The organism is Methanobrevibacter sp. (assembly GCF_045220775.1).
In the GTDB taxonomy this organism is placed as follows: domain Archaea; phylum Methanobacteriota; class Methanobacteria; order Methanobacteriales; family Methanobacteriaceae; genus Methanocatella.
The window spans coordinates 1-18699 of the sequence record NZ_JBGUWC010000024.1; the positions used below are offsets into that span (position 1 = coordinate 1).

The 18699-nt window shown below is 33.7% G+C and carries 15 protein-coding genes and 1 tRNA gene; 10 read left to right on the forward strand and 6 right to left on the reverse strand.

The genetic code is table 11. The annotated features are described in order from the left end of the window. Positions 1-148: transfer RNA gene (locus ACJROP_RS01015), tRNA-Trp, on the forward strand. A gap of 80 nt (positions 149-228) precedes the next feature. Beyond that, positions 229-819 (forward strand): MBL fold metallo-hydrolase, encoded by a 591-nt coding sequence (locus tag ACJROP_RS01020; protein WP_406533656.1) that lies wholly within the window; start codon positions 229-231, stop codon positions 817-819. Here ACJROP_RS01020 and ACJROP_RS01025 read toward each other — a convergent pair whose 3' ends face one another. Beyond that, positions 820-1473: a potassium channel family protein gene (locus ACJROP_RS01025; RefSeq protein ID WP_406533657.1), complete on the reverse strand. Its 654-nt coding sequence runs from the start codon at positions 1471-1473 to the stop codon at positions 820-822. A 58-nt stretch (positions 1474-1531) separates the two neighbouring features. Further along, positions 1532-2962, reverse strand: a complete 1431-nt coding sequence (locus ACJROP_RS01030) for a TrkH family potassium uptake protein (RefSeq protein ID WP_406533658.1) — start codon at positions 2960-2962, stop codon at positions 1532-1534. A gap of 68 nt (positions 2963-3030) precedes the next feature. On the opposite strand from ACJROP_RS01030, the gene ACJROP_RS01035 reads away from it, so the two are divergent. The 5 genes from ACJROP_RS01035 to ACJROP_RS01055 all read left to right on the forward strand — a co-directional run bounded on the left by ACJROP_RS01035 (position 3031) and on the right by ACJROP_RS01055 (position 9393). Beyond that, a complete protein-coding gene (locus ACJROP_RS01035; RefSeq protein ID WP_406533659.1) occupies positions 3031-4095 on the forward strand; it encodes a UPF0104 family protein in 1065 nt (354 codons plus the stop codon). Between the two features lie 84 nt (positions 4096-4179). Beyond that, on the forward strand, positions 4180-5070 hold the full coding sequence (gene fhcD / locus ACJROP_RS01040) for a formylmethanofuran--tetrahydromethanopterin N-formyltransferase (protein ID WP_406533660.1): 891 nt from the start codon (positions 4180-4182) through the stop codon (positions 5068-5070). 165 nt (positions 5071-5235) lie between these two features. Further along, the gene (locus tag ACJROP_RS01045; protein ID WP_406533661.1) at positions 5236-5652 is read left to right on the forward strand and encodes a PadR family transcriptional regulator; all 417 of its coding nucleotides are present in this window, start codon (positions 5236-5238) and stop codon (positions 5650-5652) included. 255 nt (positions 5653-5907) lie between these two features. Next, on the forward strand, positions 5908-7650 hold the full coding sequence (locus ACJROP_RS01050) for a hypothetical protein (protein WP_406533662.1): 1743 nt from the start codon (positions 5908-5910) through the stop codon (positions 7648-7650). Between the two features lie 30 nt (positions 7651-7680). Next, positions 7681-9393, forward strand: a complete 1713-nt coding sequence (locus tag ACJROP_RS01055; protein ID WP_406533663.1) for a hypothetical protein — start codon at positions 7681-7683, stop codon at positions 9391-9393. 6 nt (positions 9394-9399) lie between these two features. Here ACJROP_RS01055 and ACJROP_RS01060 read toward each other — a convergent pair whose 3' ends face one another. Continuing rightward, positions 9400-10530, reverse strand: coding sequence for an NAD-binding protein (locus ACJROP_RS01060; RefSeq protein ID WP_406533664.1), 1131 nt, complete (start codon positions 10528-10530; stop codon positions 9400-9402). A gap of 70 nt (positions 10531-10600) precedes the next feature. Here ACJROP_RS01060 and ACJROP_RS01065 point away from each other — a divergent pair, with 70 nt between their 5' ends. After that, the gene (locus ACJROP_RS01065) at positions 10601-12142 is read left to right on the forward strand and encodes an NAD(P)H-hydrate dehydratase (RefSeq protein WP_406533665.1); all 1542 of its coding nucleotides are present in this window, start codon (positions 10601-10603) and stop codon (positions 12140-12142) included. After that, on the forward strand, positions 12129-12875 hold the full coding sequence (gene sfsA, locus ACJROP_RS01070) for a DNA/RNA nuclease SfsA (protein ID WP_406533666.1): 747 nt from the start codon (positions 12129-12131) through the stop codon (positions 12873-12875). The genes ACJROP_RS01065 and sfsA overlap by 14 nt, the downstream gene beginning before the upstream one ends. On the opposite strand, the gene ACJROP_RS01075 is transcribed toward sfsA, so the two are convergent. Then, a complete protein-coding gene (locus ACJROP_RS01075; RefSeq protein ID WP_406533667.1) occupies positions 12822-13547 on the reverse strand; it encodes an NAD-dependent protein deacylase in 726 nt (241 codons plus the stop codon). The genes sfsA and ACJROP_RS01075 overlap by 54 nt on opposite strands. A gap of 117 nt (positions 13548-13664) precedes the next feature. On the opposite strand from ACJROP_RS01075, the gene ACJROP_RS01080 reads away from it, so the two are divergent. After that, entirely contained in the window at positions 13665-15302 is a 1638-nt protein-coding gene (locus tag ACJROP_RS01080; RefSeq protein ID WP_406533668.1) for a helicase C-terminal domain-containing protein, read from the forward strand. Positions 15303-15322: 20 nt separating this feature from the next. On the opposite strand, the gene ACJROP_RS01085 is transcribed toward ACJROP_RS01080, so the two are convergent. After that, positions 15323-16501 (reverse strand): argininosuccinate synthase, encoded by a 1179-nt coding sequence (locus tag ACJROP_RS01085; protein ID WP_406533669.1) that lies wholly within the window; start codon positions 16499-16501, stop codon positions 15323-15325. A gap of 237 nt (positions 16502-16738) precedes the next feature. Further along, positions 16739-18667 (reverse strand): IGHMBP2 family helicase, encoded by a 1929-nt coding sequence (locus ACJROP_RS01090; RefSeq protein ID WP_406533670.1) that lies wholly within the window; start codon positions 18665-18667, stop codon positions 16739-16741. Positions 18668-18699 lie beyond the last annotated feature (32 nt).

Genomic DNA, 18699 nt, shown 5'->3' on the forward strand with positions numbered 1-18699 from the left:
GGGGTTATGGTGTAACCTGGCATCATCTGGGACTCCAGTTGTCTTTGAAGAAATATACGCGTAACTGAACAGTATCCGTTGTGATGAACAATTGGAGTACTGAGGCAAGAGAAATCCCAGGATCGGGGTTCAAATCCCTGTGACCCCATTTTTATACAAATCTTTTTTTCAAAAATTTTAATTACTTCTGTAACAATATTATCTTTTATGTCAGAGATTATTTTTATCATGGGATATAATTACGATTCGAATTGTTATTTAATTAATGAAAACACTTTAGTGGATACTGGAGCGGGTCAAAATAAGGATTATTTGTTCTCAAAACTTCGTGAAAATGGTGTTGAGCCAGAAGACATTGAATTGGTTGTAAACACTCATTGCCACTTTGACCATATTGGAGGCAATCACTTTTTCCCTAATGCGAAAATCGCTGTTCATAAACTTGATGCAATCCCTATTAGAAATGAAGATACTTTAGGCACAGCGGGATCTGCTTTTGGTTTTGAGGGTGTAAATAATTCAAGAGTGGATATTGAACTTGAAGAAGGCGATAAAATTGGCGATTTTGAAGTTATTCATACTCCTGGTCACACTAGTGGTGGAATCTGCTTGTGGGATGGTGAAAATCTAATTTGTGGCGATACGATTTTTGCTGGTGGCGGAGTTGGTCGAATGGATATTGGCGGAAATTATGAGGATATGAAAAATAGCGTTGAAAGATTAACAAAATTAGACGTTAAAAATATCTATCCTGGCCATGGCCCAATAGTAGAAAAAAATGGAAAAGACCATATTAAATTGTCTTATTCCTTTTTATAATTATTTTTCTAGTTTTTTGGAAACTTTTTTAAAGTTTCCTCTTTTTACAAGAACGGTTACTTTTTCTCCTCTTGTAATTGTTTTATCTGGCAGAGGAATTTCTAATTTTCCATTACTGTCATAAGTAGAGATGATAATGTATTCCTTAGTAGGGGTGATTTCTTTAAAGCGTTTTCCTACAATTTTGTCGTTAGTTATTGTCATATCTAATATTTCAGCATCCCCTTCACCGAGGGTCATTATCTCTGCAGCGTTTGGTCTTGTAACTAATTTTTGCAATTGCGCTGCAGCAGCGGTTTCCGGGCTTATTACATGATCAATTCCAACTTCCTTAAATGCTTCTTCATGGTCAGGGTTACTTACACGGGCAATGATATGCGGGACATCATATTTTCTAACTAAAATACATGATAGCAAGTTTGCCTCGTCATTACCTGTTGTTGCAATGAAGTAGTCTGCATCCTCAATATTCGCTTCTTCAAGTAATTTTGAACTTGTTCCATTTCCATAAATAACCAATGCATCAAGTTCTGCTGCAACTTTCTCACACAAGGTTTCATCATTTTCAATTAATGTAATGTCTTGCCCATTGTCAATCAATAAGCTTGCAAGTGCGCGTCCTACACGGCCTCCGCCCATAATTATAATATACATAACAGTCCCCCTTTACTAATGACTAATCAATATTTATTTTTATAGATTATAAATTTTATCATTTGAAAACTTCGAAAAATGCTCTTACAGTAATTAATACAGGGTAAATTTCTAACCTTCCAGTCCACATGTCAATCATGCACACTACCTTTACAATTGGATTTAAGGTAGTATTTATTATTCCTAACTCCAGACCGTTATTTCCCTGAAGGGACATTGCTGCAAATAAACTGTTGAATGGGTCGTATCCGAATAAGCATAATAAAGCCCAAGTAAACATGATAAACATCAAATATAACGTAATGTAGTTTCCAGCTTGGGATATTGCTTTTTCATCTATTTTACGTCCATTTAATTTCATGGACACTACCCTTCCTTCAGGGGATAGGATTTCTCTGACATGCTTGTATATTCCTTTAAAGAATGTTATCATTCTAACAAGCTTTATTGCACCTACAGTGGATCCGTTAGACCCTCCAATTAACATTAAGCACATTAAACATATTATCATGAATGGCGGCCAACTGGCCATTACTTCTACTGGCGAAACACTTGCTCCGGTTGTAGTGATTGCAGACACGACAGTAAATAATAGCTCTATCGGAACTATGTTTGTTAAAAAGTACAGCATTAATGTAACGAACGCAATTAGACAGATTATCACTTTGAATTGCAAGTCTTCAATTAATGATTTTCCTTTACTTTTAATAATCTTGTAATGAACTAAGAAGCTTGTTGCGCCCAGTATCATCAGGACAATTGTAATGAAGTAGATTAAATCGCTTTGATAGAAGCCCATATTTGCATTTTTAACATTCATCCCTCCTGTTGAGATGATGGTGAATGTATTGCAGATTGAATCGAATAAAGGCATTCCCGCTAGGATGTATAACACAATTCCCAGAACGGTATAAATGGCATAAATTTCCAGTGTTTTTTTAAGAGTTGATTTAATACTTGGTTCGAGACGCTCTTCACGGGCTTCTGAGTTATATAACTTGGATGTAACTGATCCGGGTTTTGTAAAAACACCAATAACCATAACTACAACCCCTAAACCACCAACCCATTGTTCAAGAGCTCTAAAAAATAGTATGCTGTGAGGCAATACTTCAACATTTGAAAATATTGTAACTCCAGTACCGGTTAAAGCGGATACACTTTCAAAAACAGCATCAATGTATGAAATGTTTGTTGCAAGCGTTATAACAAGCCCCCCAATAAGGCCTGCCCAAAACCATGCAAAAGATGAAATCATCATCCCATGCTTAAGTCGCATTTTTTTGGTACGGGTATTCTCAAAATATTTAGTTAAAGCAAATCCAAAAATTATTGAAATGGCTCCAGGAATTATGAAACTGATAATATCAAATTCAAAATAAATCAAATCGATTATTAGGGGGATAAGGCACATCAATCCAATCCCAATCATAACATATCCTGAATCTTTTGCAACAATCAACAAATCGCTTTTAGTAACATACCTCATTATTCTAATAATTTGAATAAATATCTATATAAATTTATAAGTATTGAAGATTATAACTATTATAAACTATGGATAAAAAAACAGTGATTCTCTTGATTGTAAGTGTTCTTGTCCTTTTGGGAATGCTATACTTTGTGGGAATTGACGAGGTTATTGCGGCTTTAAAGATGGCTGATTTGAATCTTATAGCTTTAGCTATTGGTGCTCAGGTTTTTACTTATTTTTTATACACTTGGCGTTGGAAAATCCTCAATAAGATTGCAGGAATTGATGCAAGCTTTAAAAAGTTGCTCCCAATGGTTTTAGTGGGTCTTGCAGTTAATAACATCACTCCTTCCGGACGTGGCGGTGGAGAACCTGTAAGGGCATATCTTCTGTTTAGAGATACAGAAGGAAGTACATTTGACGAAACATTTGCCGCTGTTGTTGCTGATAGGGCATTGGATACATTCCCATTCGTATTATTGGCTGCAATCACAATCTCTTCCATGGCGTTGTTTTTCGATTTTGATATATGGCTTTTGGCCGTAATGGTTCTTGCAGTAGTGGTTATATTGATGCTACTTTTTGCAATTATTTATATGTGCATTAATCCTGGCTTTGGAATGCGAGTTGAGGGTTGGATTCTTGCCCTTGTGAGAAGATTCTATAAGAAAAACTCTGAGTCTGTAGAAAATTCAATTCATGATGCAATAGTTGGTTTTCAACATACTATGATTGTATTGATGTCAAATAGAAAAGGTTTGGCTTATACTCTCACATTATCTTTTGCGATATGGATTTTTGAAATCCTGAGGGTTTATTTGGTATTTTTAGCATTTGGTGCAGATATTAACCTAATCGTCATTGGTGAAGTATTTATTGTGTCCTGTTTGGTAGGTATGATTCCGCTTCTTCCGGGTGGTTTAGGTACAGTTGATGGATTGATGATTCTTCTTTACTCTGCAGCAGGCATTCCAGCATCAGTAAGTGCAGCGGCCACTGTTATTGAAAGGCTGATTTCATTTTGGATGGCTACAATGTTGGGTATGGCTGTTTTACCATATTTCGGATCTTCCGTTTTAAATAATATCTCATTAACAGGTTCACCTGAAGAAATTGAAGAATCTGTTGAAAGCCAACCAAATGATTAAATAGAAAACTTTATTTTTATTCATAATCATAAATTTTATTATCACAAAAAACAATTTTTTTTTGAAAAAATTTTTGGTGAAATTATGGAAATTAATGGCGTAGAAATTAAAGATACTTATGCAGAAGGTTTTGGAATTAAGGTAACTAGAATCTTAGTTACAGCGGCAACCGCAAGATTAGCAAAAATCGCAGCTACTGAAGCAACTGGTTACGGAACTTCTGTTATTGGATGTCCTGCAGAAGCAGGTATTGACTGCTATGTACCAGCTGAATGTACTCCTGATGGAAGACCTGGTTATGCAATTATGATTTGTCAAGGTAGTAAAAAAGCACTCGACCACGAATTGATGGAAAGAATTGGTATGTGTGTCTTAACTGCTCCTACCGCAGCAGCATTTAACTTACTTGAGTCAGAAGAAACTTTAAAAACAGGTAACAAATTAAAATTCTTCGGTGACGGATTTGAAAAAGAATGTTGCATTGACGGAAGAAAAATCCACTCCATCCCAATCATGTCCGGTGACTTCTTAGTGGAATCAGAATTCGGATACAAAGATGGTGTAGCTGGAGGAAACTTCTTCATTTTAGCAAAAGACCAAATTACTGGTGTTAAAGCTGCAGATTTAGCAGTTAAAGCTATTTCTCAAGTTAAAGGTGTAATCACCCCATTCCCTGGAGGTATGGTTGCATCTGGTTCTAAAGTAGGATCCAACAAATACTCCAAATTCTTAAACGCATCCACTAACGAAAAAATGTGCGTAACCTTAAAAGGAGAAGTAGACTCTGATATCAGAGACGATGCTGATGGTGTATTTGAAATTGTTATTGATGGTGTAGATGAAGAATCTGTAAAAGCAGCTATGAAAGCAGGTATTGTTGCAGCCTGTTCAGTCGACGGCGTACTTGAAATCAGTGCAGGTAACTTCGACGGTAAATTAGGTGCTTACATCATGAACTTACAAGACTTATTCTAGAGAGTTCAACTCTCTTCTTTTTTTTACTTTTTTTCGCCTTAGGGACTTATTATATATTTTATACTCATTTTTATAATATTGCTTTATATATTAATTGCAATTATAATTTAATTGTTATTCAATTAAACTTGGATATTCGTTTTTAATAAAATTGGAAAAGATATAATGGCTGATGAGAGTTCCGTGTCTAATGTTCAAAAAAATTATTCTGAAGTTATTAATAATAATCCCGTAATCAAACATTATGTTAAGGGAATGTCTCGCTTTTTGATATTGTGGATCATTAAGTATAATAAGTGCATTCATGGCTATGGGATTTTAAAGGAATTGGATAAGTTTTTTGAAATATTCATAGATGAAATGTCACTGAAAAAGTCAAATCCCAGTAATATCTATCCTATATTAAATAAAATGGAAGAATCTGGCATAATCGACAGCGAATTAAGAACTAAAAACAATAAGAAAATCAAGTATTTCAAAATCACGGAAGATGGGGAATATGTCTTAAACTACATTTATTCCCGATTCGATATCATTCACAATTCAAATCAATGGAAATTGCTGTTCAGTGATATGGATTAGGTTTAGAAATTTTTACAAATCTAACTTTTTTTTAAAATAGTATTATTATGTTAATAATACTGTTTTAAATTTATTTATGAATAAAGATATAATAATATTTGTGAGTTAATGAAAGAATATTATTAATATTTCTTTCCCAAAATATTGTTAAAAATGAGTGAGGGTTTGAAATAACTTTTTAACCATTAATTAAATCATTATTTGGCATACTTTTTTCTCTTGCTTGTTTTTATAATTTTTAGATTAGTGATTCGTATGAAGTTTAGTTTAAATAATACAATAAAAATTTTCTTAGTTATTTTAATTCTTTTTTTATGCATTAATATGGTTTCAGCTTCGAATATTACTGATGAAATTTTAGAAATAGATTATACTTTAAATGATGAAGATTCCATATCAAATGATGTTGAACAGCTAAGCATATCTGAGGAAAATCAACTTGAAGATACTTATAAGCCTATAGGAAACACTTTTAATGATATTCAAACAGCAGTTGATAACTCGAAATCAGGGGATATAATAGACCTTGAAGGTGAGTATGTTAGTTATGGTAATTCAATTATAATTAATAAAGATTTAACAATTCAAGGATCAAATAACACGGTTCTAAAAGCAAACGGTGGATCTAAGTGTTTTCAACTTATCAGCTATTCAAAAATCGTTTTTAAAAATTTAAAAATTGTAGATGCTAATCAAGCTATAGTCTCTGATTATAGTTCTGAATTTAGTTATAAAAACATAACCTGTATTAATTGTACTTTTATCAATAACGCCCATATTGAAAGTAGGTGGGATGAAGGTGGTGCTATCGAAACACATAATTCCTTGACAATTATTGATTGTAATTTTATTAACTGTTCTTCAAGTTTTGGTGGTGGAGCCGTATATTGTAATGATGGGTTCTTTAGTGGTTCGAATTTTATAAATAATTCAATAAGAAATTATTCGCAATTTAATCATAATTATGGAGGAGCTATTTTCGGCAATGAATTAACTGTAGTTGGTTGTAACTTCTTTAATAATAGTGCAGATCGGGGTGGGGCTATTTTTTGTGAGCAATATGAGTTGAATATCACTAATTGCAAATTCATTAATAATCATGCTAAAGCTTTTGGTGGGGCGGTATGTACATATTCAAAATTTGCTCCCAATTCAGGATATCAATTTGCTATCGCAAATTCTGAATTTTTGAATAATTCTGCAGATTATTTGGATACTGATTTGGTTGAATCTTATAAGATGGATTATTTAGATTTTGGATCTGGAAGCTTTTCTACTTATCATCATACATACACACAATTGAAATACTTAATTTCAAATTGCAGTGGTTTATATGTTACTCATTTAACTTCTGTCATTATCACTGCTCCGAAATTAACCGCTTCTTATAATTCTGGAAAAATTTTTAAGTTTACCATCACTGATAAAAAAACTAAAAAAGCCATGAAAAATTTCCCAATTTGTGTTAAAATCACAGTACCTAAAAAATTGTACAGTTCATGGCGTAAACTCGAGAAGAATTTTGATTTTGATACATGTCTTCAAGAATCAGCTAAATATTGGGTTATTTGCACAACAATTTACACTAATTCTAAGGGTATTGCAAGTTTAAAATTTAATCATGCTGTGGGTTCTTATAAAATTGAAGTATTCCCATCTTATGTAAACTATTCTGCAACTAAGATATCTTCAACAATTAAAATTAATAAAGCCTCCACAATCATCAAAGCCCCTAAAATAACTGTTAAATATAAAAAATCCAAATATTTCAAAGTAACTGTTAAAAATAAAGCAACAAAAAAAGTTGTAAAAAATATAAAAGTCAAAATCAAAGTTTTCACTGGTAAAAAATACAAGATTTACACAGTGAAAACTAATAAGAAGGGTGTTGCTAAAATAAACACTAAAAAATTAAGAAGAGGAACACATAAAGTAGTTATAACCTCTGGAAATTCAAAGTATAAAATTTCTGCAAAAAGTACAATTAAAATAAAATAATTGTGCTTGTTTTACTTTCAAGGTGAAATAATGTTTAAAAAATTTTTAATTGTTCTAATACTTCTTATCTTAAGTATTGGAATGGTTTATGCAAGTGATAATGTAACTGACGACTCGGTTGCGGATAATGATATTAAGATTGAAGTAAATAATGTTGATATGTGCTATAAGGAACAATCCCAACTGGCAGGTTATGTAAAGGATAATGATAATCACCCGATTGAAAATAAGACTGTTGACATTACGATAAATGGCAAGACTTATTCTAGGATCAGTGATGAATCTGAAAAAGTTAGTCTGGACAGCAATCTTAAGGCAAACAGTTATGATGCAGGCCTCCCAATAGATAATGCTACTTATATAAATTCAGGTGTTAATGTTAATAAAGCGCCAGTAACAATTAAGGCAAGCAATCTGAACGTTTATGTTGATTCTAACATATTTTTCAAGGTTAAATTAGTTAATAGTGCTACAAACAATCCCTTAAAAAATGTTAAAGTGTTGTTTAGAGTATATTCAGATAAGACAAAATATAAGGATTATTACTCAACTACTGATAAAAATGGGATAGCTAGCTTAAATAAGAACTTAAAGGTCGGCACATACACTATTTATACCTATGTTAAAGATCCATCAGTAGTTTCCAAGAAACTCAAATCAACTTATAAGGTTAAAGCCACTGCCGAGACAGGATGCTGCTCTTTTTATGTTCACGTAAGTAATTCCGAAGGTGTTGCAGGTTTTAGAAGAGATTCCACATATGCTGCAGATTTATACCTTAAAGTAGGCAAATGGTATGGCAGGACTGCAATAAAACAGTATAAAACAGCCCATACATATTTTTTCCATTCAATTACCACATCAGATGGATGGATGATGGGAACTGGAGGGGCAGATAATCCGAGCATCAACAAGGCCATTTCTAATCTTGCGGGCAAAATGGTTAAATCAGGCAAAATCAAAAAGTCTTATCTTAAGAAAATTCAAAGATATGAAAGAATGTTGGGAATAGGCCATTTTGCAATCAAAGCTCCTAATGGAAAATATGCAGTTGTATGGAAAAACGGCATTAAGATGGGCAAATTAAAAGCAGGCGAATATATTTGTGTTCCAAATTCTCCGTATTGCTTCCGACATGGTAATTTTGCAAAATTTAATACGGATCCTGCAAAAGCAGCTCTTAAAATCGGGGCTAGTGATGTATTTGGTGTAAACAGAAGGGACATCACAATTTACCACTGGAAAGCTACAACCAACAAGAATTACAAAACCACTTCAAAAGTCACTGTTTATGCCGCCAATGACAATGGTCAATTGATGGGAAGATACACTCCTCATTTGAAAGACAATATCCACTTTAAAGGCAAATTTATCAGTAAAAATAAGCTTCCGAAAACACCTAACATGATGAAATTAGGAAATCACAGTTTTGGAAATATTGATAAATTAATTAAAACTCCAACAACTATTAATGCACCCGGTGTTACTAATGCATTTAATACAACCAAATACTTTAAATTAACAGTTAAAAATAAAAAAACTAAAAAAGCACTCAGTGGAATTAAAATCAATGTTAAATTAGCATCTAATAATTTTACTAAAACATATGTTCTTATGACTGATAAGAATGGTATTGCCAAATTGGATACTAAAGACTTGGTTACAGGCAACTACAGTGTGGTTATAGCTCCTGCAAACAATAAATATTTGATATCTGGTAAAAGTACAATTACAATTAACTAATTGTACTTATTTTATATTTTTTCTGGTTATTTTAGCTATTTCTTTATTAGTCAGGTTTTTACCGATAATCTCTTCCTGTTTTTCTAAATCTTCCACCAATCTATCAAAAGTAGCCCTATCCGGCCCGGAAATCAGATGGGAATGAATATTATTCACGCTATCATATAAGTTTTCTAATGCTTCTTTTGCGGTAGCATGTGTTTTCAGATAATGATCATATTTTTTGCCGTCTTCCAAATCCATTGTTTTAATTTTACGGCTTAGAGGGGTTTCAATCCCCGGAAAATGATAATCTATTGTTTCTAATGTGCATCCATGTTTGACTATTACTTCAAATTCATCCAAAAGTTCTTCAGGGGCGTGTCTTACAGTCAATCTTAAGACATGAGGACGTGTTGATTCGTAATATAAGTTTTTCCCACCGATAACTTCCGGCGAAACGATTTTATCAGCACCAGCTTTTCTGAGACGTGGAATATTTTCCAATTTGCTGGCCCTTGAAACAATCCATGTGTCTTGGTTATTTTCGCGTATTGTTAAGACAATGAATAGATTGCTTACATCATCACCGATACTTATTATCACACTATTGCATTTTTCTCCAGCCAATTCTGAAATCAAGTCGTTTTCGGTAGCATCCGCCTGCAGCACAACAACAGAATCGCTTTCTTCAATACTCTCACAGACATCTTCATCTTTGTCAATCACTATCACGTTCTGATTTCTTTGTGTTAATTCTTCAAATACTATTTTTCCCACTCTTCCAAAACCGCAAAGAATATAATAATCATCCATATCGTCTATTGTCTTCATTTTTTTAGCACCCTTTGAATATTCGCTCATTTTTTCCTGAAAACTGGTTAACATTAAATTAAATACATAAGCAAATATTGCAACCCCTCCGATTGCTAAAGTGGTTGCAAATATCTTTTGAATTCCAGTATGTGGAGTATAATCCCCATAACCTACTGTAGCCATTGTAATGACTGCATAATAAATAGAATCAATAAAATCTAAACCCATTATAAGATGTGAACCGACTATTCCATAAATAAACAGTATTAAAATTAATATCAGTCCGCTTGCCACAAATCTTGTAGGTAATTTTGTTAAAAGTTTTAATGTAATTTTTCGCATATAATTTTTCCTTAAATTTAAGATAATTATATTTATATATTATACTTATATTTTAACTTAAGGTGATAATTTGGATCCTATTGATATGATGGTTACAGACCACAATTGTGAATATTTAGGTTTATCAAGGCTATGCCTAATGGAATCTGCTGGAAAGTCTTTGGCTGAAGAAGTAGGTAAAATTGCAGTGTATACATTTTCAAAACCAGTAAAAGTGGTGATTTTCACTGGTTCCGGAGGAAACGGTGGTGATGGTTTTGTTGCAGCGCGTTACCTATTAAACAGAGGCTATGATGTTGACATTTACATGTTGAAAGACAATATTCATTCTCGTGATGCAAAAACCAATCTTGAAATATTGCTGAATATGAAACCACGTCTGTCCAGGTTAAACATTTTTAATTTGAAGACATTTGAGGACATTAATAATTGTGAAGTTGCTAAATGTGAAGATTCAGAATTTATTATAATTGATGGTCTTTTAGGAACCGGAATTAAAGGAAACCTTCAAACCAACATCAGAAGAGCCATTGAAATTATCAACGAATCAAAAGGAATCAAAATAAGTGTTGATGTTCCTTCAGGAATGGATCCATTAACTGGCAATGTTGATGACTTGGCAGTAATTCCGGATTATACAATCAGTTTTCACAAAATAAAGACCGGAGTTAGGGATGCGGATGAAGAAGATGTTGGAGGTCTTGTGGCAGCGGACATTGGCATTCCATTCGAAGCGGAATACTTTGTTAATTTCGGAGACTTTTTAAGGCTTAAAAATAGAAATCCAAAATCACACAAGGGAAACAACGGTAAATTACTTATTGTTGGAGGAAATAAGGATTATGCGGGGGCTCCGGCCATTGCAGGGATGGCTGCAATTGGTGCCGGTGCAGATTTGGTTCATGTCATTGCACCTGAAAAGGCTGCCGAAGCCATCAAATCAACTTCGCCGGATTTGATTGTCAAATCTCTTGAGGAGGATAAGTTATCACTTAATCATGCTGATGAAATTTTAGAAGTCGCACAGGATATGGATGCTGTTTTGATAGGTCCTGGTGCCGGAATTGACGATGATACTTCTAAATTATTCAATGTTTTAGTCACAAAAGTCAAAAAACCAATCGTTTTAGATGCTGATGCTTTAAAGCAAGTTGAAATTTCACTAATTAAAAATCGTGATGACATTATATTGACACCACACATTTCCGAGTTCAAATCAGTCTTTAAAGTAGATAAAGACTTAAGATTGGACATTGATTCTTATGATTTTACAAAAGTGGATGAAAATATCACAGACTTTCAACAAATCACCCGTCAGATTAAGGGTTCTGTCATTGTTAAAGGCCAATATGATTTGATTTTATCTGGAACCAAATTTAAGATAAATAAAAGTGGCAATGCGGGCATGACTGTCGGTGGAACCGGTGATGCGCTTGCAGGCATTGCTGTAAGTTTGCTTTCACAAGGCATCAATGCATTTGATTCGGCCAGTTTGGGAGTTTTCATTAACGGTCTTGCCGGCGATGAGGCATTCAAAGAAAAGGGAAACGGCTTTTCAGCAACAGATTTGGTATCCTATATTGGAAATGTGATTAAAAATGGATTATGTTAAGGGAATTTTCAAAGCAAGGCCAAACAGGTTCGTTGCGGAAATTGAAGTCGATGGCAATCTAGAGATTGCCCATGTTCCAAATACGGGAAGATGTAAGGAACTTTTGGTTGATGGTGCAGCGGTTTGGCTTAAACCGTCCGACAATCCAAACAGAAAAACAAAATATTCACTTCATTTTGTAGAGAACAAAGGAGTGTTGGTATCACTTTTCTCACAGCAAGCCAACAGTATTGTATATGATGCAATCGTAGATGGTAAAATAAAGGAGCTTTCAGGTTATGATTATCATCAAAGAGAAAAAACGGTTGATAATTCAAGAATCGATATATACTTGGCAAACCGTGAGGATGATTGCTGTGGAATGAACTTTCTTATTGAGCCCTGTTATGTTGAAGTTAAGGGTGTCACATTAATCGTTGATGGTGAAGCAAGATTTCCGGATGCCCCTACTGAACGTGGTGCAAAGCACCTAAAAGAACTAATTAAACTTAAGGAAGAGGGAAATAGATGTGTTGTGTTTTTCCTAATCCAACATCCTATCGGCAAGTTTTTCAGGCCGAACTGGGAAAATGATCCTGTATTCAGCCAAACCCTAAACGAAGCTTACGATGCGGGTGTTGAAATTTTGGTATATAGATGTGACAATCACCTTGAAGGCATTGAATTCGTTCCGGAATCTCTAGATTTTGATTTGGGACAAAGTTTCGCCGATGGCATCGTTAATGACAAGTGATGCAAGATTATCGTAAGGTGTTTCACTTTTGTTAATTAATACTAAATTTTTTCCTTTAAAATAGTTTATTAGCCCCGCAGCAGGATAAACCACCAGGGATGTTCCTCCAATTATCAAAGTTTCTGCATTTTGAATATAATCGATTGCAAAGCTTAAAACGGCATTGTTTAAAGGTTCTTCGTATAATACAACATCAGGTTTGACAACCCCTCCGCAATCACACCTTGGAATCCCATCACTTTCTAAAATATAATCCAAGCCATATTCTTTATTGCAGATTTGACAATAATTTCTGTGAATGCTTCCGTGAAGCTCTAAAACTTCCTTGCTTCCTGCTTTTTGGTGAAGCCCATCTATGTTTTGTGTAATAACAGCCTTTAATTTTCCTGCCTTTTCAAGATTGGCTAATGTGATGTGGGCAGGATTAGGCTCTGCATCTTTAAAAATAAGATTTTCTTTATAGTAATTGAAAAATTCTTCAGTATGGTCTAAATAATAGCTGTGTGAAACTAGATTTTCAGGAGTGTCACCATATTTTTCTAAGCTTTTAAAAATTCCGCTTTCAGATCTAAAATCCGGAATTCCACTTTCAGTTGATACGCCTGCCCCTCCAAAAAATATGATATTGTCTGAAGAGTCAATAATCTCTTGTAATTTATCAATTTTAGACATAATTTTATTTATATTTTTGATTAATATTAATTTTTTTTCTCAATTTGTAAAATAAAGTTTTAAATATTTTACTTAATATATTATTAATAAATTGTTACTAACTTAATGAGGAGATTCATGGAAAACAATAATTCAAATTTGGACTGGATGGTCTACTGGTCATTTAAAGGTCATAATCCTCGTAGCAGCCAGGTAAAACTTATCAACAAGATTAATTGGGCTATTGGAGAGGGTTATAAAAATATTATTTTGGAAGCTGGTACCGGTACTGGCAAATCTGCAATCGCAACCACTCTGGCTAATATGTATGATGATTCTTATATCCTCACAATGACCAAGCAACTTCAAGAGCAGTATATGGATGATTTTGACGATATGCTTGTTGAGATTAAAGGCAAAGGGAATTATAAATGTAATTACAGGGGATCTTGTGATTTTTGCATTAAGGAAGAATACAACTTAAGAAAATGTGATGATTGTGATTTTAGACTTGCTTTAAAGAGGGCTAAAGAGTCTGAAAATGTAATTACTAATTATGATTTTTTCTATTATATGGGAGTTGCAAATAAACTCTTTGATTCTCGGGAATTGCTGATTTTAGATGAAGCTCATAATTTAGAGCGTAAGATGTTAATGTTGTCTTCGCATGACTTAAACAGGGAATATATTGCAACTAAATTTGGTATAGACATATTTGCTCCAATCATGGATGGAAGCAAATCCATGACAAATTTAAAAAAGAATTCCCAGTATTGGATTGATTTATGCGATGAATTAGTTTCAAAATGTAAAGATAACATCAAAGAGATAGAAGGGGAACATAAAAATGATGTTCAAGTAACATTGGATGAATTTGAAAATAACCCTTCCAAATTTTCTAGTTATGACTTTATTGAAAAACAGAGATTGGAAACGGACATGAAGAGGTTTAACTCGATTAGTGTTGGCTTAACAACTAATGATTTAATTATTGATTTGCCTAATGAAAAAACCATCAAAGAAAATAATATGGACATATCCGCCGAGTTTAAACCGTTTTCAGTTTCTGATGATACTCAGGAGTTGCTTAAATTAGGAAATATTCGCATATTCCTAACAGGAACATTGGGCGATAAGAACAAGTTCTGCAAATGGAACAATATTGACCCTAATGAAACCTATTATATCTATGAGAAAAGTCCATTTGATGTGGAAAAACGCCCAATTTTCATTGATTTTGTTGGAAGAATGAGCGGAAAGCGAAGAGGAATTCCAAATTGGAAAAACAAAAAAGCCATTTCAAAAATTAAAGAAATTTTAGATAAGCATAGTGATGAAAAAGGTGTAATCCATACTTCAAGCAATGAACAGGCATTTTGGATTATGGAAAACTTGATAGATTATCCTTTAGTTTTTGTCGGTGGCAAGGACAGGAATGAGGTCTTAAGGGAATTCAGTGAAAATAAGGAGCGTAAAATCCTAATTGGTGCATCAATTAAAGATGGTGTTGACTTTAAAGGGGATTTATGCAGATTCCAGATAATATTTAAAGTGCCTTACCCTCAGTTAAACGAGCAAGTCAAGTACCGTAAGGATTTAGACAAATCATGGTATTTTTATCAGGCAGTAATGGCATTGATGCAGGCATATGGTCGTGGAATCAGGGATAAAGATGATTACTGTGTGATGTACATAATCGATTCCGATTTTGAAAAATTATTTGATTTTAATAAGAATTTTTTCAATGAATACTTCGCCGAAGCGATAAAAAAATAAGTAAAGTGATAGCTTGAAAGCTATCTGTTTAATTTTTGGAAGTTTGCTGCTTGAAGACCGTGGTATTTAATCATACCTTCAACTTCTCTTTGGTCAGTTTCTTTGTCTTCAAAGGTAATCTGTTCAATGCTGTGTAAGCTGAATGGAGATTTTCTGACTATTGGTTGGATTGAACCTTTAAAGAGTTTCATTACAACTTCTCCGCTTACTCTTTCTTGCATTTTGTCGATTGCTTGGTCAAGATCTTCTCTTAAAGGCTCTTGCCATAATGCACAGTAGACCAAATCAGCATATAATGTGGACATGTATTCAGCAAATCTTAACTCATCTGTGGTTAAAACCAATTCCTCTAAAGCTTGGTGAGCCGGAATCAATAGTTTTGCACCAGGGGTTTCATAGATTTCTCTGCTTTTAAGACCAATCATTCTGTTTTCGATGGTATCCACTCTACCGATACCATGGGCTCCTGCAATTTCATTTGCTTTTCTAATCAAATCAACCAATGGCATCATTTCACCGTTTATGGCTACAGGAATACCTTCTTCAAATTCTATAGATACCTTTTCAGGTTCGTCTTTAGCATCTTGCCAGGATGCGGTCCATTCATAAATGTCTTCCGGAGGTTCGTTTGCAGGGTCTTCTAAGACATCCCCTTCAATTGCTCTTCCCCAGAGGTTTTCATCAATACTGTAAATTTTATCATAGCTTAATTCGATACCTTTGGATTCTGCATATTCTTTTTCTTCAGTTCTTGTTAGATTCATTTCTCGGATTGGTGCAATTACATCTAAATCAGACATTGCAAGAATAACTGCTTCAAATCTGAACTGGTCGTTTCCTTTACCGGTACATCCGTGTGCAATAGCTGTTGCTCCTTCTTTTTCAGCTACTTCAATGATTTTTTGAGCAATTAGTGGTCTTGCAAGTGCAGTGCTTAATGGGTATCCTTCATATTCTGCATTTGCTTTAATTCCGCGTGAGATGTATTCGTTAGCAAATTCTTCTTTGGCATCGATGTTGTAGTGTTTTAGTCCACCGATTTTTGATGCCATTGTTTTTGCTTTTTCCATTTCTTCTTCGCCTTGTCCAACATCTACGCATGCAGTAATTACTTCTACATCGTATTTTTCTTCTAATAATTTAACGCAAACAGAGGTATCTAATCCGCCACTGAATGCTAAAACTACTTTATCAGCCATAATTAATCACCGTTAAATAATTTAAATAAGAATAAGTTTTCATTTAATATTTTATTGTTAATACTATTTATAATTTAAAAAATATATGGCAGAAGAAAAACTCTTAATTGAGGAGATAATTGAGGTTGAAAGTTATATGGAGTTTGAAAAATAAATCTCAATTAAGAGTTATGGACTAAGTATTTTTCATACTTATTTAATAGTTGAACTTCATGGTATATAAAAGTTTAGGTATACCTAAATTTTTATCAGCAAGTTTTCATCTTCAACAAATTTAATCAACCTTGCATATGTTGGGTTGCTGATTAGGGTATCCTTATGTCCTATTATGATTAGTTTTCGTTTAGCTCTTGTAATTGCAACATTTAATCTTCGCAGATCCCTTAAAAATCCAATATTTTCATTATCATTGCTTCTGACTGTAGAAATAATTATTATTTCTTTTTCCCTTCCCTGAAAACCGTCAACGGTCTTGACCTCAACAGGGGTTTTGTCTTGTATGATTTTAACTTGATCTGCATAAGGACTAATTATTCCAATATCTTCCTCACTAATTCCTGCAGCCAAATAATCATTAGCCAAATTCACTGCTATATCTGCTTCTATTCTATTTATAATTGATTTTGAATCTTTTAAGTGAGACTCGCCGTAATCGTCAATGTTGGAGGTGTCAATAAAAAGCAATGGCTCTTCATTGTTGTCAACTCCAAGGAGGTCATCTAGAGTTATTCTATCAACACTGGAATCGCTTTTTAGGCTGCTGTTATAGAATTCCCTGTTTGGAAACTCCATAAGTGTTTTATTCATTCTGTATTGGACGTTCAATAATTGGGATTTAAACGGATATCTTCTAATCAACTCTTCGAACAATGTTTTTTCTAATGGATGCGCCTTTTCACTGATGATTGTTGGCGGAAGTTGCTTATGGTCTCCTGCAAGAATGAATCTGTGTGTTTTGGATATGGGGATTAGGATGCTGGGGATTGTAGCTTGAGATGCTTCATCAATGATTGCAACATCAAATTTAGTTCTTGCAATTGATTCAAGAGCTGCAGAGGAGTTTGTTGATAATATTACATTGCTCTGCTCAATGATATCACGAATCATTCTGTTTTCTATTCTTTTTATTTCATTATATGTTTCATCAATCTCTTGATTGATTGCAATCCATTGTGCCATTGATTTCATTTGGTCGGGGCTTATTCCACGACCTCCTTTTCCTTTTGAGGCATTATACAGTATGTCATAATCCCCATAACCTCTCCTATACTGAGGGGTCGGTTTTGTGTAAACTTTTCTTTTTTCTATTAGTTTGTCAATTTTTTTGTGAATCTTTTTAGTTTTTTTGTTTAATTCATGATTTTCAACTTTATATGCTAAAGTTTGTGTAATATTGTGCTTTGAAACTCTTTGAGGATGACCTAATCTTGTTAAGTTTAATTTTTTATTTTCCATTAGTCTCTCTAGGATATTGTCGACGGCAGCGTTGCTTTCAGCTGTAGCCAATACTTTATGTCCCTGTCTTGTTTCTTGGGATATTAGCTCGACCAGGGTTCTGGTTTTTCCGGTTCCAAAGGGGCCATGAATCAAAAAGAAGTTTTCGCATGAAAGTGCATTTTCAATGGCTGTTTTTTGAGATTCATTTAATGATTGGTCAATATATGAAATGTAAGGCACGGGTCTGTTTTTTTTAGGATTCCTATCATTCAACATATATTCCAGGGCATTTTTTCCTTTTAGACTTAAATGGTTTAGATTATCTTCCATTCTCCTAAATGTAATGTCATTAGCATATAAGTCAATGCGAACTTTCTTTTTCAATGCCCATTTAGGAACCCTTTTATCGAATGCGACTTTTATAAATCTAACTCCTTTTTCTGTTACAGTGCCTGTCAAATCACTTCGCAGCGGATTGTCTGTACTGATTAAAACCATGTCTCCAACTGATATTTCTGTTTCAATTTTCTCAGACCTTCCGAATTGAACAATTTGCATTCCAAGTTCTGTTCCTTGGCGTTTTCCTTTAACTTTGTTAATGGCTCTCCCTAATTCTTCTCTTTTTTGTCCTGACATTGTACTGATTTCACGTGTCATCAAGTCAATTTCAGCATCTCTTTCATAGTTGACGAGCGTAATTAAGTTTTTAATATACTTTTTCATTTTCATACTTATTTTTAAATAAGAGTTTCACAGTATAA

Coding starts and splice junctions, on each gene's coding strand:
- ACJROP_RS01035 (WP_406533659.1), top strand. CDS start 3,031: ATGGATAAAAAAACAGTGATTCTCTTGATTGTAAGTGTTCTTGTCCTT.
- ACJROP_RS01020 (WP_406533656.1), top strand. CDS start 229: ATGGGATATAATTACGATTCGAATTGTTATTTAATTAATGAAAACACT.
- ACJROP_RS01050 (WP_406533662.1), top strand. CDS start 5,908: ATGAAGTTTAGTTTAAATAATACAATAAAAATTTTCTTAGTTATTTTA.
- ACJROP_RS01090 (WP_406533670.1), bottom strand. CDS start 18,667: ATGAAAATGAAAAAGTATATTAAAAACTTAATTACGCTCGTCAACTAT.
- ACJROP_RS01055 (WP_406533663.1), top strand. CDS start 7,681: ATGTTTAAAAAATTTTTAATTGTTCTAATACTTCTTATCTTAAGTATT.
- fhcD (WP_406533660.1), top strand. CDS start 4,180: ATGGAAATTAATGGCGTAGAAATTAAAGATACTTATGCAGAAGGTTTT.
- ACJROP_RS01075 (WP_406533667.1), bottom strand. CDS start 13,547: ATGTCTAAAATTGATAAATTACAAGAGATTATTGACTCTTCAGACAAT.
- ACJROP_RS01080 (WP_406533668.1), top strand. CDS start 13,665: ATGGAAAACAATAATTCAAATTTGGACTGGATGGTCTACTGGTCATTT.
- sfsA (WP_406533666.1), top strand. CDS start 12,129: ATGGATTATGTTAAGGGAATTTTCAAAGCAAGGCCAAACAGGTTCGTT.
- ACJROP_RS01025 (WP_406533657.1), bottom strand. CDS start 1,473: ATGTATATTATAATTATGGGCGGAGGCCGTGTAGGACGCGCACTTGCA.
- ACJROP_RS01085 (WP_406533669.1), bottom strand. CDS start 16,501: ATGGCTGATAAAGTAGTTTTAGCATTCAGTGGCGGATTAGATACCTCT.
- ACJROP_RS01045 (WP_406533661.1), top strand. CDS start 5,236: ATGGCTGATGAGAGTTCCGTGTCTAATGTTCAAAAAAATTATTCTGAA.
- ACJROP_RS01030 (WP_406533658.1), bottom strand. CDS start 2,962: ATGAGGTATGTTACTAAAAGCGATTTGTTGATTGTTGCAAAAGATTCA.
- ACJROP_RS01060 (WP_406533664.1), bottom strand. CDS start 10,530: ATGCGAAAAATTACATTAAAACTTTTAACAAAATTACCTACAAGATTT.